The organism is Variovorax sp. 770b2 (genome assembly GCF_900115685.1).
Taxonomy (GTDB): Bacteria; Pseudomonadota; Gammaproteobacteria; order Burkholderiales; family Burkholderiaceae_C; genus Variovorax.
Map to the genome: position 1 here is coordinate 478,317 of NZ_FOXJ01000002.1, position 17,586 is coordinate 495,902.

The following is a 17,586-nucleotide window of genomic DNA, read 5'->3' on the forward strand; positions in this document are numbered from 1 at the left end:
CCGGGTTCAGTCGCGCCCGAATTCCTCGCCCAACTCGGCAGCGCGCTTCTGCGCGGCGCGAATGGCGGTCTTGAACTGCGCCTTGACGTCCGCGCCTTCCAGCGAGGTGATCGCCGCGTAGGTCGTGCCGCCCTTGGAGGTCACCCGCCCGCGCAGCACCGAGGGCGGCTCGGTCGCGCTGTGCGCCAGCGCCGAGGCGCCGGTGAAGGTGCCGATGGCCAGTCGCTGGGCCTGGTCGGGCGTGAGGCCCATCTCGACACCGGCCTCGGTCATCGCCTCGATGAAATAGAACACGTAGGCCGGGCCCGAGCCGGACATGGCGGTGACCGCATCAAGCGCCGGTTCGGCATCGACCCAGAGCAGTTCGCCCGTGGGCGTCAGCAGTTGCCCGACGAGCGCGCGATCTGCACCGGTGACGTCCGGCCGCGCGAACAGGCCGGTCATGCCCTGGCCGACCAGTGCGGGCGTGTTGGGCATGGCGCGCACCACGCGTTCGGTGCCGACCCAGCGGGCGATGCTGTCCGACGGAATGCCTGCGGCCACGCTCAGGTGCAGCGCGTCCGCGGCGAAAGCGCGCACCGACTTGGCGGCCTCCGCGAAGGCCTGCGGCTTGACGGCCCACACGACGACACCGCAGCGCGAAAGTGCCTCGCTCGCCTCGGCTTGCGCCGTGATGCCGAAGGACTGCGCGAGCTTCGTGCGCGCCGCCTCGAAAGGCTCGACCACATCGAACGCGCCGGCCGGCGTGCCTTGCTGGATCAGTCCGCCGATGATGGCGCTGGCCATGTTGCCGCCGCCGATGAAGGCGATGGGCGGCAGCGGCGCGGGGGCGGTGCGGGGCAGGAAGGTCACGGCGATGGTCATGGTCGGTCGATGTATTCGAAGGCGGCGAACTGGGTCACTTGCAGCGGATTGAAATTGTCGTCGCTCACGACCACCAGCAGGCGGTTGCCGTTGGCCAGCGGCGGTCCCCAGCACATGCCCTCGGTGTTGTCGAGGCGGGACAGGCCGAGCGCGGCGAAATCGGCCACCAGGGTCTTGGCGACGGGCTGGTGGTTGCCTGGCGCCAGCGCATCGATGGCCAAGACGTCGCTGGCGGCGCGGGTGTCGATTTCGTAGAGGCGCAGCGAATTGCCGGCGCCCGTGGCATAGGCGCGCTCGAGCACCAGCATGCGATGCGCATCGAGCATCAGCACCTCGCTCACGCCGTTGTCGGCGTAGCTGCCGGGGATGAGGGGGCGCAGGGGGATGGCGTCGGGGACGTAGGCGATCTGGCGGGTGGCCTGGCCGGTCTCCAGGTCGACCTGGGTGAAGCGGCAGGGGCCGCCGGGCGTGCCGATGGTGGGAATGGGGCCGTCCTGGACCAGGGCGTTTTCCATCGAGAGCCAGGCGAAACGGCCGTCGGGCGTGAGGGCAATGCCCTCGAAAGTCAGGTTGTCGCGCGGGCCGCGGCGCTGGGCCGGATCGGGCGTGAACATGGCGGGCAGGGCGAATTCGCGCAAGAAGCGGCCGTCACGCGCCGATTCATACAGCGCAGGGCCGAAACCTCGGGCGATGTCGCCTTCGCTGGTCCAGAGCAAGGTGCCGGTGGATGGGCGCAGGCGGATGGCTTCGGGATCCGGAACTGGGAGCCCGCTGACCGCGTGGCGGCGGTCGGGCCAGGGGCCACCACCGGGGCGTTGCAGTTGAACAACGCCCGTCGGCTCTGGCTGGGCGGCTTGCGGTGAGGGCCAGCGAGCGGTGTAGTAGCGAACGGGCGCCAGGTCTGACCGGTCATCGCTGATAAGCAGGTACTCACCTCGCTTGGCGTCGTAGTCGATGCCGGAGAGGCCGCCCGCCGTGGTGTCTTCTATATGCAACCTGTGCGACCAGCGCGCCTCGGCGATGCGCCGCAGGCGCCCTGTGTCCGGAACCGGCGTTGCGCTCCTGCAGCCGGCCAGGCCCAGCGCCAGCGCGGCGGCCGCGCCTCCCAGGAGGCTGCGGCGACTGGGGAGGGGGAGCAAAAGATGGGTTTTGGCAGCGGCGCGCACGCCTCGGAGTCTAGTGCCAGCACGCAGTGGTGTAATGAGTCGGTTGACATCGGCAGAAGTGCCTGCAATAATCGCGGGCTTCGCTTCCAAAAGGCGAAGCTTTCAGCCCAAAGCGGAAGTGCCTCGAGTGGTTCGAGGTGCCGACGACGGGCCCAAGACTGACCGCGGTGTCTCCCTCCTGGAGGCTCATCGGTACAAGTTGGGAATATCAAGAAATGATCCAAACTGAATCCCGGCTCGAAGTGGCCGACAACACGGGCGCGAAATCCGTCCTGTGTATCAAGGTGCTCGGTGGCTCCAAGCGGCGTTATGCCAGCGTGGGCGACGTCATCAAGGTCAGCATCAAGGAAGCCGCTCCGCGTGGTCGCGTCAAGAAGGGCGAGATCTACAGCGCAGTGGTGGTCCGCACCGCCAAGGGCATCCGTCGCGCCGACGGCTCGCTCGTGAAATTCGACAGCAACGCAGCCGTGTTGCTCAACGCCAAGCTGGAGCCTATCGGCACCCGCATCTTCGGACCGGTGACGCGCGAGCTGCGCACCGAGAAGTTCATGAAGATCGTGTCGCTGGCACCCGAAGTTCTGTAAGGACAACAACGCCATGAACAAGATTCGCAAAGGCGACCAGGTCATCGTGTTGGCCGGTCGTGACAAGGGCAAGCGCGGTACCGTGTCGCTCCGCAAGGACGACGCGCACATCGTCATCGAAGGCCTGAACCTCGTGAAGAAGCACACCAAGCCGAACCCGCTCAAGGGTACGACCGGTGGCATCGTCGAGAAGTCCATGCCCATTCACCAATCCAACGTGGCGATCTTCAATGCCGCGACCGGCAAGGCCGATCGCGTGGGCATCAAGATCACCCAGGGTGCTGACGGCAAGCGCGTGGCTGTTCGCGTCTTCAAGTCCAGCGGCGACGAAATCAAGCTCGCCTAAGAGGTACTCACATGGCACGTCTCCAACAACACTATCGCGAAAAGATCGCGAAAGACCTGACGGAAAAGTTCGGCTACAAGTCGCCGATGCAGGTCCCCCGCCTCACCAAGATCACCCTGAACATGGGTGTGGGTGAAGCAGTCGCCGACAAGAAGGTTCTCGACAACGCTGTCGCCGACCTGACCAAGATCGCCGGCCAGAAGCCCGTGGTCACCAAGTCGAAGAAGGCTATCGCCGGTTTCAAGATCCGCGAAAACCAGCCGATCGGCTGCATGGTCACGCTGCGTGGCGTGCAGATGTATGAGTTCCTGGACCGTTTCGTGACCATCGCGCTGCCGCGTGTTCGCGACTTCCGCGGCATCTCCGGCCGTGCGTTCGACGGCCGTGGCAACTACAACATCGGCGTCAAGGAACAGATCATTTTCCCTGAGATCGAGTACGACAAGGTCGATGCCCTGCGCGGTCTCAATATCAGCATCACGACGACGGCCAAGACCGACGAAGAAGCCAAGGCGCTTCTCGCTGCTTTCCGTTTCCCGTTCAAGAACTGAGGCGAACCATGGCTAAACAATCTTTGATCCAGCGCGAACTCAAGCGCGACAAGCTGGTTGCCAAGTTCGCTGCGAAGCACGCTGAACTGAAGGCAGCTTCCAACGACCTGAAGAAGAGCGACGAAGAACGCGCAGCCGCCCGCCTGGGCCTGCAAAAGCTTCCGCGCAACGCGAACCCGACCCGCCAACGCAACCGTTGCGCGATCACCGGTCGTCCGCGTGGCACCTTCCGTCAATTCGGTCTGGCTCGCGCCAAGATCCGTGAACTGGCTTTCGCTGGCGACATCCCCGGTGTCACCAAGGCCAGCTGGTAAGCCAGGCAGGAGCAAACAACATGAGCATGAGTGATCCCATTGCCGACCTGCTGACGCGTATCCGTAACGCGCAGATGGTGGCGAAGCCCACCGTGTCGGTCCCGTCTTCCAAGGTGAAGATCGCGATCGCACAAGTCCTGAAGGACGAGGGCTACATCGACGGCTTCCAGGTCAAGACCGAAGCCGGCAAGAGCGAACTTGAAATCGTCCTGAAGTACTACGCTGGCCGTCCGGTCATCGAGCGCATCGAGCGCGTGAGCCGTCCTGGCCTGCGCGTCTACAAGGCCAGTGCTTCCATTCCGCAAGTCCAGAACGGCCTCGGCGTTGCGATCGTCACGACCCCCCAGGGCGTGATGACCGACCGCAAGGCACGCGCTACCGGTGTCGGTGGCGAAGTCCTGTGCTACGTCGCCTAACCGAGACATCGAGGAGTCACTGAAATGTCCCGAGTAGGAAAAATGCCGATCACCATCCCCGCAGGCGTGGATGTGTCGATCAAGGAAGACCAGATCAGCGTCAAGGGCACGGGCGGCACGCTCAACCTTGCACGCAACCCCTTGGTCAAGGTCGTCAGCAATGACGGCAAGCTGAACTTCGAGCCGGCCAACGAATCGCGTGAAGCGAATGCGATGAGCGGCACGATCCGTCAGCTGGTGAACAACATGGTGGTTGGCGTGACCAAGGGCTTCGAGAAGAAGCTCAACCTGGTCGGCGTCGGCTACAAGGCCGCAGCGTCCAACAACAAGTTGAACCTGCAAGTCGGTTATTCGCACCCGGTCAACATCGACATGCCGCAAGGCATCACGGTGGCCACCGCGACCCCGACCGAAATCGTGATCAAGGGTGCTGACCGTCAGCGCGTTGGTCAAATCGCCGCTGAGATCCGCGCTGTTCGTCCGCCTGAGCCTTACAAGGGCAAGGGCATCCGTTATTCGGACGAGAAGATCGTGATCAAAGAGACCAAGAAGAAGTAAGGGGCAGCAAAATGATGTTGACCAAAAAAGCACAGCGCCTTCGCCGCTCGCGCCAGACCCGCATTCGCATCGCGACGCAGGGCGTGGCCCGTCTGACGGTGAACCGCACCAACCTGCACATCTATGCCACCGTCATCTCCGACGACGGCACCAAGGTGATCGCAACCGCATCGACGGCCGAAGCCGAAGTGCGTACCTCGCTCGGCGGCGGTTCGGGCAAGGGCGGCAATGCCGCTGCAGCCACCGCCGTTGGCAAGCGCATCGCTGAAAAGGCGAAGGCTGCCGGCGTCGAGAAGGTCGCCTTCGACCGCGCTGGTTTTGCGTACCACGGCCGCGTCAAGGCGCTGGCCGAGGCGGCTCGCGAAGCCGGTCTGCAGTTCTAACCGGACACGAGATTCAAAATGGCAAAGATTCAAGCAAGAACGCAGAACGAAGGCCCTGAAGACGGTTTGCGCGAGAAGATGATCGCGATCAACCGCGTCACCAAGGTGGTGAAGGGTGGTCGTATCCTCGGTTTCGCAGCACTCACCGTCGTGGGCGATGGCGAAGGCCGCGTCGGCATGGGCAAGGGCAAGTCCAAGGAAGTGCCTGCTGCCGTGCAAAAGGCGATGGAAGAAGCTCGCCGCAACCTGGCCAAGATCTCGATCAAGAACGGCACGCTGCATCACCGCGTGACGGGTCACCATGGCGCCGCTTCGGTCGTCATGATCCCTGCCCCGAAGGGTACCGGCATCATCGCCGGCGGCCCGATGCGCGCCGTGTTCGAAGTCATGGGCATCACCGACATCGTGGCCAAGAGCCATGGTTCGTCGAACCCCTACAACATGGTTCGCGCCACGCTCGACGGGTTGAAGAACTCGACGACCGCGTCGGAAGTGGCTGCCAAGCGCGGCCTGACCGTCGAAGAAATCTTCGCTTAAGCGCAAGCCTGAAAGAAGCATTCAAATGACGACGCAACAACAAACCCTCAAGGTGCAATTGGTCAAGAGCCCGATTGGCACCAAGGAATCGCATCGCGCGACCGTGCGTGGCCTCGGCCTGCGCAAGCTCAACAGCGTGAGCGAGCTGCAAGACACCCCGGCGGTGCGCGGCATGATCAACAAGATCAGTTATCTGGTCAAAGTTCTGTAAGAGAGACTGATATGGAACTCAATGGCATCAAGCCGGCAGCCGGCGCCAAGCACGCCAAGCGTCGCGTTGGCCGTGGTATCGGCTCTGGCATCGGCAAGACCGCAGGTCGCGGTCACAAGGGTCAGAAGTCGCGCGCAGGCGGTTTCCACAAGGTTGGTTTCGAAGGCGGCCAGATGCCGCTGCAACGTCGCCTGCCCAAGCGTGGTTTCAAGTCGCACCTGCTGAAGTTCAACGCCGAAGTCACGCTGACTGCCCTCGAGCAGCTCGGCCTGGCCGAAGTGGATGTCCTGGCACTGAAGCAAGCCGGCCTCGTGGGCCAGCTCGCCAAGGTCGTCAAGATCATCAAGACCGGTGAACTCACCAAGGCCGTCAAGCTGACGGGCGTGGGTGCAACGGCTGGCGCCAAGGCTGCGATCGAAGCAGCCGGCGGCAGCATCGCCTGATCACCATCGGACTGAAAGAAGTTCTTCGTGGCAACTAACGCGGCAACGATCGCAAAAACAGGCAAGTTCGGCGACCTCCGTCGTCGGCTCGTCTTTTTGCTGCTCGCGCTCGTGGTCTACCGGATTGGTGCGCACATTCCTGTGCCGGGTATCAACCCGGACCAGCTGGCCGCGCTCTTCCAGGGCCAGCAGGGCGGCATTCTGAGCCTGTTCAACATGTTCTCGGGCGGGGCGCTGTCGCGCTTCACCGTGTTCGCGTTGGGGATCATGCCGTACATCTCGGCGTCGATCATCATGCAGCTGATGACCTACGTGCTTCCGACCTTCGAGCAATTGAAGAAGGAAGGCGAGGCCGGCCGCCGCAAGATCACGCAGTACACGCGCTACGGCGCACTGGGTCTGGCACTGTTCCAGTCGTTCAGCATTGCAGTGGCACTCGAGTCGTCGGCCGGTCTGGTCATCGCACCCGGTTTCGGCTTCCGACTGACCGCCATGGTGAGCCTGACGGCAGGTTCGATGTTCCTGATGTGGCTCGGCGAGCAGATCACCGAACGCGGGCTGGGCAACGGCATCTCGATCCTGATCTTTGCAGGCATCGCGGCAGGTTTGCCGAGCGCCGTGGCAGGTCTGGGTTCGTTGGTGACCACCGGTGCGATGAATCCGATCGTCGCGCTCTTCATCATCGCTGTCGTGGTCCTGGTGACCTACTTCGTGGTGTTCGTCGAACGCGGCCAGCGCAAGATCCTCGTGAACTATGCGCGGCGCCAGGTTGGCAACAAGGTCTATGGCGGCCAGTCGTCGCACCTGCCTTTGAAGCTGAACATGGCCGGTGTGATTCCGCCGATCTTCGCGTCGTCGATCATCCTGCTGCCCGCAACGGTGGTTGGCTGGTTCAGCACCGGCGAAGGTGGTTTCCGCTGGATCAAGGACATTGCCGGCGCACTGCGTCCGGGCGAGCCGATCTACGTGCTGCTGTACGCTGCTGCGATCGTTTTCTTCTGCTTCTTCTACACGGCACTCGTGTTCAACAGCAAGGAAACGGCCGACAACCTGAAGAAGAGTGGTGCATTCATTCCAGGCATTCGCCCGGGTGACCAGACCGCTCGCTACATCGACAAGATTCTGGTTCGCCTGACGTTGGCTGGCGCGGTGTACATCACCTTCGTCTGCCTGCTGCCCGAGTTCCTGATCCTGAAGTACAACGTACCGTTCTACTTCGGTGGTACCTCCCTGCTGATCATCGTGGTCGTCACGATGGACTTCATGGCCCAGGTGCAAAACTACATGATGTCCCAGCAGTACGAATCGCTGCTGAAGAAGGCTAACTTCAAGACATCGTAGGGCTGTGAGTTTCAGTATTGAGAATATTGGGTAAGTGGGCGGTGTACCGCCACGTTAAACAGTTTTAGGAGAATGAAATGAGAGTTTCGGCTTCGGTCAAAACCATCTGCCGTAATTGCAAGGTCATCCGCCGTAAAGGTGTGGTGCGTGTGATTTGCACCGACCCGCGCCACAAGCAGCGCCAGGGTTGATTGAAGAGTATTAGAGGACGCACATGGCACGTATTGCTGGCATCAACATCCCGCCGCACAAGCACGCTGAAATCGGCCTGACCGCCATTTTCGGTATCGGTCGCACCCGCGCCCGTCAAATCTGCGAAGCGAGCGGCATCGAATATTCGAAGAAGATCAAAGATCTGACCGACGGCGATCTCGAGAAGATCCGTGACCAGATCGCTCTGTTCACGATCGAAGGCGATCTGCGTCGCGAGACGACGATGAACATCAAGCGTTTGATGGACATCGGTTGCTATCGCGGCTTCCGTCACCGTCGCGGCCTGCCTATGCGCGGCCAGCGCACGCGCACCAATGCCCGCACCCGCAAGGGTCCGCGCAAGGCTGCGCAGTCCCTGAAGAAATAAGGATAGACCAGCATGGCTAAAGCACCTGCAAACAACGCCGCACAGCGCGTTCGCAAGAAGGTTCGCAAGAACGTTGCGGACGGTATCGCCCACGTGCATGCCTCGTTCAACAACACCATCATCACGATCACCGATCGCCAGGGCAACGCCCTGTCGTGGGCTTCGTCGGGTGGCCAGGGCTTCAAGGGCTCGCGCAAGTCGACCCCGTTCGCTGCGCAGGTGGCTTCCGAAGTTGCCGGCCGTGCTGCTGTCGAACAAGGTATCAAGAACCTCGACGTCGAGATCAAGGGCCCGGGCCCCGGTCGCGAATCGTCGGTGCGCGCACTGGCTGCGCTCGGCATCCGGATCAATTCCATTGCCGACGTGACGCCCGTTCCGCACAACGGCTGCCGTCCCCAGAAGCGTCGCCGCATCTGATCGTCAGTTCGCAAGGCGCAGCCAGCTTTCGAGCGGCTGCGCATTTGTTTTTTAACTAAGCCCACCGCCATCCGCGTTCCGCCGATGGCTCCCGCAGGCAACTGCGGCAGATGACACAAAGGAAAAATCGTGGCACGTTACCTCGGCCCCAAGGCCAAACTTTCCCGCCGTGAAGGCACCGACCTGTTCCTGAAGAGCGCCCGTCGCTCGATTCAAGACAAGGCCAAGTTCGATTCCAAGCCCGGCCAGCACGGTCGTACTTCGGGTCAGCGTACCTCCGACTACGGCCTCCAACTGCGTGAAAAGCAGAAGGTCAAGCGCATGTACGGCGTGCTGGAAAAGCAATTCCGCCGCTACTTCGAAGAAGCCGATCGTCGCCGTGGCAACACCGGCGCCAACCTGCTGTTCATCCTCGAATCGCGCTTGGACAACGTCGTCTACCGCATGGGCTTCGGCTCGACCCGCGCTGAAGCACGGCAACTCGTGTCGCACAAGGCGATCACGGTGAACGGCCAGTCGGTCAACATCCCGTCGTACCTGGTCAAGACCGGCGACGTGATCGCCGTGCGCGACAAGTCCAAGAAGCAGAACCGCATTGTCGAAGCCCTTCAACTCGCCCAGCAAGTCGGTATCCCGGCTTGGGTCGATGTGAACGCCGACAAGGCCGAAGGTACCTTCAAGAAGGTGCCCGATCGCGACGAATTCGCAGCCGACATCAACGAATCGCTGATCGTCGAACTCTATTCGCGTTGATTTTTTTGTTCCCGCACACCTCGCGTGTGTGGGATACAAGTTTTTGTTGTTCACGTTCCTGCCCCGTGCTTTGTTGCGGGTCAGGTGCTTCACCAGCCTTACCGGTGTAACGAGCCGGGGGTATTGAGAGGAAGTCTGCATGCAAACCACCCTGCTGAAACCCAAGACCATCCAGGTCGAGCAACTTGCCGCCAACAAGGCGAAAGTCACGCTCGAACCTTTCGAGCGCGGCTATGGCCACACGCTCGGCAACGCGCTGCGTCGCGTTCTGCTGTCGTCCATGGTTGGCTACTCGGCCACCGAAGTCACGATCGCTGGCGTTCTGCATGAGTACTCGTCGATCGACGGCGTGCAGGAAGATGTCGTCAACATCCTTCTGAATCTCAAGGGCGTGGTGTTCAAGCTCCACAACCGCGACGAAGTCACGCTGAGCCTGCGCAAGGACGGCGAAGGCCCGGTCCTGGCATCGGACATCCAGACCCCGCACGACGTCGAGATCATCAACCCCGACCACGTGATCGCGCACCTGTCGCAAGGCGGCAAGCTGGACATGCAGATCAAGGTCGAAAAGGGTCGCGGCTATGTGCCCGGCACGATGCGCCGCTACGCCGACGAGCCGACCAAGTCGATTGGCCGCATCGTCCTCGACGCGTCGTTCTCGCCCGTCAAGCGTGTGAGCTACACGGTCGAAAGCGCCCGTGTCGAACAACGTACCGACCTGGACAAGCTCCTGGTCGAGATCGAAACCAACGGTGCGATCACCGCTGAAGACGCAGTTCGTGCCTCGGCTAAAATCCTGGTCGAGCAGCTGGCAGTGTTCGCACAGCTGGAAGGCGGCGAACTGGCTGCATTCGATGCACCGGCACCGCGCAGCGCACAGCAATTCGATCCGATCCTGCTGCGCCCTGTCGACGAGCTCGAGCTCACCGTGCGTTCGGCCAACTGCCTGAAGGCCGAAAACATCTACTACATCGGTGACCTGATCCAGCGCACCGAGAACGAGCTGCTCAAGACCCCGAACCTGGGTCGCAAGTCGCTCAACGAAATCAAGGAAGTCCTCGCTTCGCGCGGCCTGACCTTGGGTATGAAGCTTGAAAGCTGGCCGCCGGCCGGTCTCGACAAGCGTTGATTTTTGTTTTGAATTGAGCCCCTGAGGGCTCGTGCCCGGGCAGTACCTGATACGGCTGCCTGTTGAATAAAGTAAAGGAAAAGCACCATGCGTCACGGACACGGACTTCGCAAACTCAACCGCACCAGCTCGCACCGCCTTGCGATGCTGCAGAACATGATGAATTCGCTCATCGAGCACGAAGTCATCAAGACCACGGTCCCCAAGGCCAAGGAACTGCGCCGCGTCATCGAACCGATGATCACGCTCGCCAAGAAGCCCACGCTCGCCAACAAGCGCCTGGCCTTCGACCGCCTGCGCGACCGCGACAGCGTCGTCAAGCTCTTCGCCGATCTGGGCCCGCGTTTCGCGGCACGTCCGGGCGGCTACACGCGCATCCTGAAAATGGGTTTCCGCGTCGGCGACAACGCGCCGATGGCCCTGGTCGAACTGGTCGACCGCCCTGAAATTAAAGAAGCAGATGCTGACCAAGGCGCTGCTGAATAAGGTATAATTCCATCTTGCCGCGCGATGGAGCAGCCTGGTAGCTCGTTGGGCTCATAACCCAAAGGTCGCAAGTTCAAATCTTGCTCGCGCAACCAATTTAAAAGGCCCTTTGAATTTCAAAGGGCCTTTTTTCTTTGGTCGATGAATTGAATAGAAAAAGCCCTCGCTTCGAGGGCTTTTTTATTTCCCGGATTTCTCAGCCGTGCCAGGCCGAGCAGCGAATCACGCTGCAGAAATTGCCCCGGTGGAAATGCGGTTCCTTGTCCGCGATCACATCGGCCTTCACGTTGCCGAAGGTGGTCTCCGGCTTGTGTTTGATGCCGTCGTAGAAGGCCTGGATGATGTCTTCCTTGAAGTGCTCGGTGCGCGGGTGTGCATGCACGACCTGCGTGCGCTCGGCTTCGCTGTACTCGGGATAGGTCAAGCCCAGTACGTCCATCTCTACGCCGGCCGTCACGAGCGCGACCACCGGATGCATGTGCTGCGGGATCCCCGGCGTCGTGTGCAGTGCGATCGCGGTCCAGACCAGGTCGACGTCCTGCTGCGAGATCCCATGGCCGCGCAGGAAATCGCGCGCCACGTTCGCCCCATCGACCTCGAAGCGCTCGTTCGCGCTGCTGTGCGCCTTCACCAGCCCCATGTCATGGAACATCGCGCCCGCGTACAGCAGCTCCGGGTCGAAGGTGAGGCCGCGGCGCTTGCCCGCCAGCGCGCCGAAGTAATAGACCCGGCTGGAGTGGTGGAACAGCAGCGAAGGTGCCGTGTCCCGGACCAGCTCCGTGATCTCGTTTGCGAGCTTGCTGTCGGGGATGCGAACCCCGTCGATCGTCGTCGTCAAAGCCATGTGGATTTCTCCTGTGTGTGTGAGAGCAACTTTAGGAGTCGGCTACAGTGTCTTCAATGAACGTGAGGCGGCAATTACTGCCATTGCCTCCACGAAAGAGACACGGAGAACAGCCATGCCCACCACGAAGACCATCGCGATCCTCGCCATGCCCGGCGTCCAGCTGCTGGACGTTTCCGGCCCGCTGGACGTGTTCGCCGAGGCGAACGTGCAGGCGCGCACCGAGGCCTACCGGCTGCGCGTCATCGCGAGCCAGCCCGGGGCGATCCGCAGTTCATCGGGCGTGCGGCTCATGCCCGACGCCGTCATCGGCGAGGACATCGGCGAACCGATTCACACGCTCCTGGTGGCCGGCACGCCGCATGCTGCGAGCGCGGCGACCAACCTCGATGTCACCGCGTGGCTGCGCAAGCTCACGCCCAAGGCACGCCGCTTCGGCTCCGTCTGCAGCGGCGCCTTCGTCCTGGCGCAGGCGGGGTTGCTCAACGGCCGGCGAGTCACGACGCACTGGGCGGTGGCCGATCAACTCGCACAGGCCTTCCCCGCAGTGCAGGTGGATGCCGACGCCATCCACGTGCGCGACGGCCGCCTGCGCACGGCCGCTGGCGTGACTGCAGGGCTCGACCTGTCGCTCGCGTTCGTCGAGGAGGATCTCGGCCGCGAGATCGCGATGAAAGTCGCCGCCCAGCTCGTGATGTTCTTCAAGCGCCCCGGCGGCCAGATGCAGTTCAGCCGCAAGGGCGAAGCCGCGCCCACCGGCAGATCGGCATTGCAGGAGGTGCAACGCTGGATCGCGGCGAACCCTGCAGAAGACCACAGCGTGGCCCACCTTGCCGGCCGCATGAGCCTCAGCCCGCGCCACTTCGCACGGCTGTTCACGCAGGAGGTCGGAGCCACACCGGCCGCCTGGGTGGAAGGCATTCGCGTGTCCGCCGCGCGCCGCCTGCTCGAGGCCGGGGATGCCGCACCGAAGCAGGTGGCGGCCCAATGCGGATTTGCCGATGCCGACACGTTGCGGCGCGCGTTCCAGCGCCAGGTCGGCATCACGCCGGCGGAGTACCGCAAGCGCTACGCACACGCCGTCGAATGAAGGCGTGATGCGCGAAGAAGGCGATCAGTCCGGAATGACCGCCGTGACCTCGATCTCCACCTTCGCCCGGTGCTCGACGAGCGCCGCCACCTGCACGCAGGTCATCGCCGGAAAGTTGCGTCCCATCGCATCGCGATAGACCGGGCCCAGTTCGGCAAGCCGGCGGCTGTATTCGTCGCGGTCCGTCACGTACCAGGTCATCCGCACCATGTGCTCGGGACCCGCCCCGCCTGCGCGAAGCACCTCGGCGATGTTGCGCAGCGCGAGGCCGCACTGCTCGATGAAGTCGTCCGACTCGAACTGCTGCTGCGCATTCCAGCCGATCTGGCCGCCGACGAACAGCATCGTGCCGCGCGCGGCGACACCGTTCGCATAGCCCTTGGGGGGCAGCCAGCCTTCGGGCTGCAGGAGTTTGTTGATCATGGTGTGCTGTTGAGTTGTCTCAGTTTGAATCGCTGGAGCTTGCCGGTCTCGGTGCGCGGCAGCACCGTCACGAACTCGATCTCCCGCGGGTATTTGAAGGGCGCGATGGTGGCCTTCACATGGTCCTGCAGCGCCTTCACGAGGACGGCATCGCCCTCGTTGCCGGGCTTGAGCACGCAGAAGGCCTTCACGATCATGCCGCGGTCGGCGTCGGGCTTGCCGATCACGCCGCACTCGGCCACCGCGGGGTGCTTGAGCAGGGCGTCCTCGACCTCCGGCCCACCGACGTTGTAGCCGGCCGTGATGATCATGTCGTCGGCGCGCGCCTGGTAGAAGAAGTAGCCGTCGTCGTCCTGCACGAACGAATCGCCGGGGTAGTTCCAGCCGTTCTTCACGTAGTCGACCTGGCGCGGATCGTCCAGATACCGGCAGCCGACAGGCCCCTGCAGCGCGAGCTTGCCGACGGTGCCGTGCGGCACTTCGTTGCCCTTGTCGTCCACCACCTTCGCGGTGAACCCGGGCACCGCCTTGCCGACCGCGCCCTTGCGCACGTCGTCGCCCGCGGCGGAAATGTAGATGTGGAACACCTCGGTGCCGCCGATGCCGTCGAGCATCTCGATGCCGGTGGCTTCCTTCCAGAGCTGGCGCGTCGCATCGGGCAAGGCCTCGCCTGCGCTCACGCTGATGCGAAGGCCCGGCATGCCGTGCTGCTTCACGAAAGGCGCCATCTGGCGGTAGAACGTGGGCGCGGTATAGCAGATGGTCGCGCCGATCTCGTTGATGAGCTTCACCAGGCCTTCGGGCGTGAACGGCGCATCGGCGAAATACACGGATGCGCCGGCCCACATCGGGAACACCAGCAGGCCGCCCAGGCCGAAGGTGAAGGCCAGCGGGGGCGATCCCACCACGATGTCGTCGCTGCGCGCCTTGAGCACATGGCGCGGCCAGGTCTCGCACATCGCGAGCACGTCGCGGTGCGTGGTGACGGGGGCCTTGGGCTTGCCCGTGGTGCCCGAGGTGAAGGCGAGAAGTGCGATGTCGTCCGCGGCCGTAGGGCACGCAGTGAACACGCCGCTCTTGCCCGCGGCGCGCGCGGAGAGCGAGTCCGCCGCATTGGGCTTGTTGAATGCGATCACCGTCGCAAGCACCGGATGTTCCGTCTGCGCAGTCGCCAATTCATCGAGCAGACGACCGTCGCACAGCGCGGCAACGGGGCGCGCCTTCTCGATGATCTCGCCAAGTTCCTTGGCGCGCAGCAACGGCATCGTCGCCACCGCGATCAGCCCGGCCTTCACCACTGCGAGCCATGCAAGCGCCATCGCTGCCGAGTTGCCGCCACGCAGCAGCACGCGGTTGCCGGGCACGAGCCCAAGGTCTTCGGTCAGCACCTGCGCGATGCGGTTGACCTCGACAGCAGCCTGCCTGTACGTGAGCGTGCCGCTCGGCGAGCGCAGCATCGGCTTGTCGCCGAAGCCCTTGGCGTCCGCCTTGTCCAACAGTTCCTCCACGAGGTTCAGCTGGTCGGGCAACTGCAGCTCGGGCAGGTCGTAGCGAAAGACCGGCAACTGCTCGGCAGGCGGCAGGCGGTCGTGAACGAAGCGGTCGACTTGGGCAGACACGGTATTTATCCCCGCAGAACGGATTTGCCAATGATCAGTTGTTGGACTTCCGTCGCGCCTTCGTAGATGCGCAGCGAGCGGATGTCGCGGTAGAGGCTTTCAATCTTCGTGCCAACCTTCACGCCGAGGCCGCCGTGCATCTGCAATGCCATGTCGATCACGCGGCTCGCGTTTTCGGTCGCGCACATCTTGGCCATCGCCGCCGCGGCGGACACATCGCCCACCGCCGCTGCTCCGCGTTGCTCGGCGTCGTCGCGCATCCATGCGGCGCGGTAGGTGAGCAGTGCCGCGCTGTCGATCAGCGCTGCCATCTCGCCGAGCTTGGCCTGCGTGAGCTGGAAGTCCGCGAGCGTCTGGCCGAACATGCGGCGGCTCTTTGCATGCGCGATGGCTTCGGCGAGCGCGCGCCGGCCCATGCCCAGTGCCGCAGCCGCGACCGACGCACGGAAGATGTCGAGCGTGCGCATCGCGAGCTTGAAGCCGCCGTTCAGGTCGCCCAGCTGCGCGGTGCGCGGCACGGCGCAGTTCTCGAAGCGCAGCGTGGCCAGCGGGTGCGGTGCCATGACGTCGATGTGCTCGGAGGTATCGAGGCCGGGCGTCGTCGCATCGACGATGAACACGGTGATGCCGCGCGTGCCGCCTGTCGGATCGGTCTTCGCGAACACGCAATAGAAGTCGGCGATGCCGCCATTGCTGATCCAGGTCTTCTGGCCGTTCAGCAGCCAGCCGTCGGCCGTGGGTTCGGCGCGCATGGCCATCGCGGCCACGTCCGAGCCCGCATCGGGTTCGCTGAGCGCGAAGGCCGCGATCTTGTTGCCCTTGCCCACAGCCGTCAGGTACTGCGACTGCTGCTCAGGCGTGCCCGCGAGCGTGATCGCGCCGCTGCCCAGCCCCTGCATCGCAAAGGCGAAGTCGGCCAGCGGCGAGTGGTAGCCGAGCGTCTCGCGCAGCAGCACCAGCGCGCGCGAATCCAGGCGCTCCAGCGCGCCGCCCGCGCTGCCGGGCACGGCGTAGCGCAGCCAGCCGCCATCGCCGAGGCGGCGCACCCATTCGCGGCAGGCCGCGCGGTCGTCGCGCTCGTCGATCTCTTGCGCCGCGCACCAGGGCAGCAGGTCACGCGCGAGCGAGCGATGGGCTTCGTCGAAGAACGGCAGTGCGAGGTGCACCGTCGAAGGCGGTGCGGGGATCTTCGTCATCATGGCTTCAGTCCCCACCGAACACGGGCTTGCGCTTCGCCGCGAAGGCTTCGTAGGCGCGCTTGAAGTCTTCGGTCTGCATGCAGATCGCCTGCGCCTGCGCCTCGGCCTCGATCGCCTGGTCGATGGTCATCGACCATTCCTGCGCGAGCATCGTCTTGGTCATGCCGTGCGCGAAGCTCGGGCCTTCGGCGAGTTCGCGCGCCATCTTGGTGGCTGCGTCGAGCAGCGCATCGCTTTCGTGCAGTGCATTGAAGAAGCCCCAGGCGTGGCCCTCCTGTGCCGTCATCGCGCGGCCGGTGAAGAGCAGTTCCGAGGCACGGCCCTGTCCGATCACGCGCGGCAGCAGTGCGCATGCACCCATGTCCGCGCCGGCGAGGCCCACGCGGGTGAAGAGGAATGCGGTGCGCGTGGCCGGCGAGCCGTAGCGCAGGTCGCAGGCCAGCGCGATCATCGCGCCGGCACCGGCGCACACGCCGTCGATGGCGCCCACGATCGGCTGCGGGCACGCGCGGATCGCCTTCACCAGGTCGCCCGTCATACGCGTGAACTCGAGCAGCTCGGGCATGCGCATGCCCGTGAGCGGTCCGATGATCTCGTGCACGTCGCCGCCCGAGCAGAAGTTGCCGCCCGCACCGGTCACCACGATCGCCTTCACGTCGGTCGCGTAGTTCAACGCGCGGAACAGGTCGCGCAGTTCGGCGTACGAGTCGAAGGTCAGCGGGTTCTTGCGCTCGGGGCGGTTCAGCGTGACGGTGCCGACGCCGGCCTCATAACTCCATGCGAAGTGCTCGGCCTTGTAGGCGGCCTTGGCTTCGAATTGCGCGCGCATGGGATTGCCCGCGCCGATGTAATGCTTCATGAGGTCTCCGCCAATTGGCTGTGTGAGTGTTGCTTGACCTTGCCGAGCAGCTTGTGCAGCTGCCCGATCTCCTTGCTGCTGAGGCCCGCGAAGGCCTCGACGATCCAGTCTTCGTGCTGCTGCGCCATGTCGTTGAAGAGCTTGCGGCCCCGCGCAGTGAGCCGCACGCGCCAGGCGCGGCGGTCGCCCTCGACGTTGATGCGCTCGACCACGCCTTCGGTCACCAGCTGGTCGGTGATGCCGGTGACGTTGCCGCCGGTCACCATCATCCGGCGCGAGAGCTCGTTCATCTTCAGGCCCTCGGGCGAGCGCTCCAGTTGCGACATGAGGTCAAAGCGCGGCAGCGTGGTGGCGAACTGGGAGCGCAACTCGTTGCGCACCTGCTTCTCGATCAGCTGGGTGCAGGTGAGCAACCGCAGCCAGAGCCGCAAGGCTTCGGGGTGTTCGCTGTGCGCGCGCGCTTCGAGGTCCAT

Annotated in this window: 26 protein-coding genes and 1 tRNA gene; 19 read left to right on the top strand and 8 right to left on the bottom strand. The window is 63.7% G+C overall.

What is annotated here, in order from left to right; all coding sequences use genetic code 11:
- Positions 1 to 6: 6 nt before the first annotated feature.
- Positions 7 to 864, bottom strand: a complete 858-nt coding sequence (gene proC, locus BM133_RS17795; protein ID WP_093436352.1) for a pyrroline-5-carboxylate reductase — start codon at positions 862 to 864, stop codon at positions 7 to 9.
- A complete protein-coding gene (locus BM133_RS17800; RefSeq protein WP_256219245.1) occupies positions 861 to 2,003 on the bottom strand; it encodes an esterase-like activity of phytase family protein in 1,143 nt (380 codons plus the stop codon). Before BM133_RS17800 ends, proC begins: the two co-directional genes overlap by 4 nt.
- 242 nt (positions 2,004 to 2,245) lie before the next feature.
- On the opposite strand from BM133_RS17800, the gene rplN reads away from it, so the two are divergent.
- From rplN to BM133_RS17890, 18 genes are all read left to right on the top strand, one after another.
- On the top strand, positions 2,246 to 2,614 hold the full coding sequence (gene rplN / locus BM133_RS17805; RefSeq protein ID WP_013544116.1) for a 50S ribosomal protein L14: 369 nt from the start codon (positions 2,246 to 2,248) through the stop codon (positions 2,612 to 2,614).
- 13 nt (positions 2,615 to 2,627) lie between these two features.
- On the top strand, positions 2,628 to 2,960 hold the full coding sequence (rplX, locus tag BM133_RS17810) for a 50S ribosomal protein L24 (protein ID WP_093436354.1): 333 nt from the start codon (positions 2,628 to 2,630) through the stop codon (positions 2,958 to 2,960).
- Between the two features lie 11 nt (positions 2,961 to 2,971).
- Positions 2,972 to 3,511, top strand: coding sequence for a 50S ribosomal protein L5 (gene rplE, locus BM133_RS17815; protein WP_093436357.1), 540 nt, complete (start codon positions 2,972 to 2,974; stop codon positions 3,509 to 3,511).
- An 8-nt stretch (positions 3,512 to 3,519) separates the two neighbouring features.
- Positions 3,520 to 3,825 (top strand): 30S ribosomal protein S14, encoded by a 306-nt coding sequence (gene rpsN, locus BM133_RS17820; RefSeq protein WP_093436359.1) that lies wholly within the window; start codon positions 3,520 to 3,522, stop codon positions 3,823 to 3,825.
- A 20-nt stretch (positions 3,826 to 3,845) separates the two neighbouring features.
- The gene (gene rpsH / locus BM133_RS17825) at positions 3,846 to 4,241 is read left to right on the top strand and encodes a 30S ribosomal protein S8 (RefSeq protein WP_013544112.1); all 396 of its coding nucleotides are present in this window, start codon (positions 3,846 to 3,848) and stop codon (positions 4,239 to 4,241) included.
- A 24-nt stretch (positions 4,242 to 4,265) separates the two neighbouring features.
- Positions 4,266 to 4,799 carry a 50S ribosomal protein L6 gene (gene rplF / locus BM133_RS17830; protein WP_013544111.1) on the top strand — a complete coding sequence of 178 codons (534 nt, stop codon included), beginning with the start codon at positions 4,266 to 4,268 and terminating at the stop codon, positions 4,797 to 4,799.
- Positions 4,800 to 4,813: 14 nt separating this feature from the next.
- Complete coding sequence (gene rplR, locus BM133_RS17835) at positions 4,814 to 5,182, top strand: 50S ribosomal protein L18 (protein WP_093437096.1); 369 nt, start codon at positions 4,814 to 4,816, stop codon at positions 5,180 to 5,182.
- 18 nt (positions 5,183 to 5,200) lie between these two features.
- Entirely contained in the window at positions 5,201 to 5,719 is a 519-nt protein-coding gene (gene rpsE, locus BM133_RS17840; RefSeq protein WP_042577478.1) for a 30S ribosomal protein S5, read from the top strand.
- Between the two features lie 25 nt (positions 5,720 to 5,744).
- A complete protein-coding gene (gene rpmD / locus BM133_RS17845) occupies positions 5,745 to 5,930 on the top strand; it encodes a 50S ribosomal protein L30 (RefSeq protein WP_009124818.1) in 186 nt (61 codons plus the stop codon).
- Between the two features lie 11 nt (positions 5,931 to 5,941).
- On the top strand, positions 5,942 to 6,373 hold the full coding sequence (rplO, locus tag BM133_RS17850) for a 50S ribosomal protein L15 (RefSeq protein ID WP_013544108.1): 432 nt from the start codon (positions 5,942 to 5,944) through the stop codon (positions 6,371 to 6,373).
- Positions 6,374 to 6,400: 27 nt separating this feature from the next.
- Positions 6,401 to 7,714, top strand: coding sequence for a preprotein translocase subunit SecY (gene secY, locus BM133_RS17855; RefSeq protein WP_042577480.1), 1,314 nt, complete (start codon positions 6,401 to 6,403; stop codon positions 7,712 to 7,714).
- Between the two features lie 77 nt (positions 7,715 to 7,791).
- Positions 7,792 to 7,905 (top strand): 50S ribosomal protein L36, encoded by a 114-nt coding sequence (gene rpmJ, locus BM133_RS17860; RefSeq protein WP_013544106.1) that lies wholly within the window; start codon positions 7,792 to 7,794, stop codon positions 7,903 to 7,905.
- A gap of 23 nt (positions 7,906 to 7,928) precedes the next feature.
- Positions 7,929 to 8,294, top strand: a complete 366-nt coding sequence (rpsM, locus tag BM133_RS17865) for a 30S ribosomal protein S13 (RefSeq protein ID WP_093243005.1) — start codon at positions 7,929 to 7,931, stop codon at positions 8,292 to 8,294.
- A gap of 12 nt (positions 8,295 to 8,306) precedes the next feature.
- Positions 8,307 to 8,711 carry a 30S ribosomal protein S11 gene (rpsK, locus tag BM133_RS17870; RefSeq protein ID WP_009124825.1) on the top strand — a complete coding sequence of 135 codons (405 nt, stop codon included), beginning with the start codon at positions 8,307 to 8,309 and terminating at the stop codon, positions 8,709 to 8,711.
- Between the two features lie 129 nt (positions 8,712 to 8,840).
- Positions 8,841 to 9,464 carry a 30S ribosomal protein S4 gene (gene rpsD, locus BM133_RS17875; protein WP_009124826.1) on the top strand — a complete coding sequence of 208 codons (624 nt, stop codon included), beginning with the start codon at positions 8,841 to 8,843 and terminating at the stop codon, positions 9,462 to 9,464.
- Positions 9,465 to 9,603: 139 nt separating this feature from the next.
- Complete coding sequence (rpoA, locus tag BM133_RS17880) at positions 9,604 to 10,593, top strand: DNA-directed RNA polymerase subunit alpha (RefSeq protein WP_009124827.1); 990 nt, start codon at positions 9,604 to 9,606, stop codon at positions 10,591 to 10,593.
- A gap of 87 nt (positions 10,594 to 10,680) precedes the next feature.
- On the top strand, positions 10,681 to 11,079 hold the full coding sequence (gene rplQ / locus BM133_RS17885; protein WP_093436362.1) for a 50S ribosomal protein L17: 399 nt from the start codon (positions 10,681 to 10,683) through the stop codon (positions 11,077 to 11,079).
- A gap of 18 nt (positions 11,080 to 11,097) precedes the next feature.
- Positions 11,098 to 11,174 (top strand) — tRNA-Met (locus BM133_RS17890).
- 101 nt (positions 11,175 to 11,275) lie between these two features.
- Here the strand turns inward: BM133_RS17890 and BM133_RS17895 are convergent.
- Positions 11,276 to 11,923 carry an HD domain-containing protein gene (locus BM133_RS17895; RefSeq protein ID WP_371286342.1) on the bottom strand — a complete coding sequence of 216 codons (648 nt, stop codon included), beginning with the start codon at positions 11,921 to 11,923 and terminating at the stop codon, positions 11,276 to 11,278.
- Between the two features lie 115 nt (positions 11,924 to 12,038).
- On the opposite strand from BM133_RS17895, the gene BM133_RS17900 reads away from it, so the two are divergent.
- The gene (locus tag BM133_RS17900; protein WP_093436365.1) at positions 12,039 to 13,013 is read left to right on the top strand and encodes a GlxA family transcriptional regulator; all 975 of its coding nucleotides are present in this window, start codon (positions 12,039 to 12,041) and stop codon (positions 13,011 to 13,013) included.
- A 24-nt stretch (positions 13,014 to 13,037) separates the two neighbouring features.
- Here BM133_RS17900 and BM133_RS17905 read toward each other — a convergent pair whose 3' ends face one another.
- The 5 genes from BM133_RS17905 to BM133_RS17925 are packed head-to-tail and all read right to left on the bottom strand — an operon-like array spanning position 13,038 to position 17,586.
- Entirely contained in the window at positions 13,038 to 13,436 is a 399-nt protein-coding gene (locus BM133_RS17905) for a RidA family protein (RefSeq protein ID WP_042577483.1), read from the bottom strand.
- Positions 13,433 to 15,055 (bottom strand): AMP-binding protein, encoded by a 1,623-nt coding sequence (locus tag BM133_RS17910; protein WP_093436368.1) that lies wholly within the window; start codon positions 15,053 to 15,055, stop codon positions 13,433 to 13,435. Before BM133_RS17910 ends, BM133_RS17905 begins: the two co-directional genes overlap by 4 nt.
- Before the next feature lie 5 nt (positions 15,056 to 15,060).
- Positions 15,061 to 16,254, bottom strand: a complete 1,194-nt coding sequence (locus tag BM133_RS17915) for an acyl-CoA dehydrogenase family protein (protein ID WP_093436371.1) — start codon at positions 16,252 to 16,254, stop codon at positions 15,061 to 15,063.
- A gap of 4 nt (positions 16,255 to 16,258) precedes the next feature.
- Positions 16,259 to 17,113, bottom strand: coding sequence for an enoyl-CoA hydratase family protein (locus BM133_RS17920; protein ID WP_093436374.1), 855 nt, complete (start codon positions 17,111 to 17,113; stop codon positions 16,259 to 16,261).
- On the bottom strand, positions 17,110 to 17,586 hold the full coding sequence (locus BM133_RS17925) for a MarR family winged helix-turn-helix transcriptional regulator (protein WP_093436377.1): 477 nt from the start codon (positions 17,584 to 17,586) through the stop codon (positions 17,110 to 17,112). The genes BM133_RS17920 and BM133_RS17925 overlap by 4 nt, the downstream gene beginning before the upstream one ends.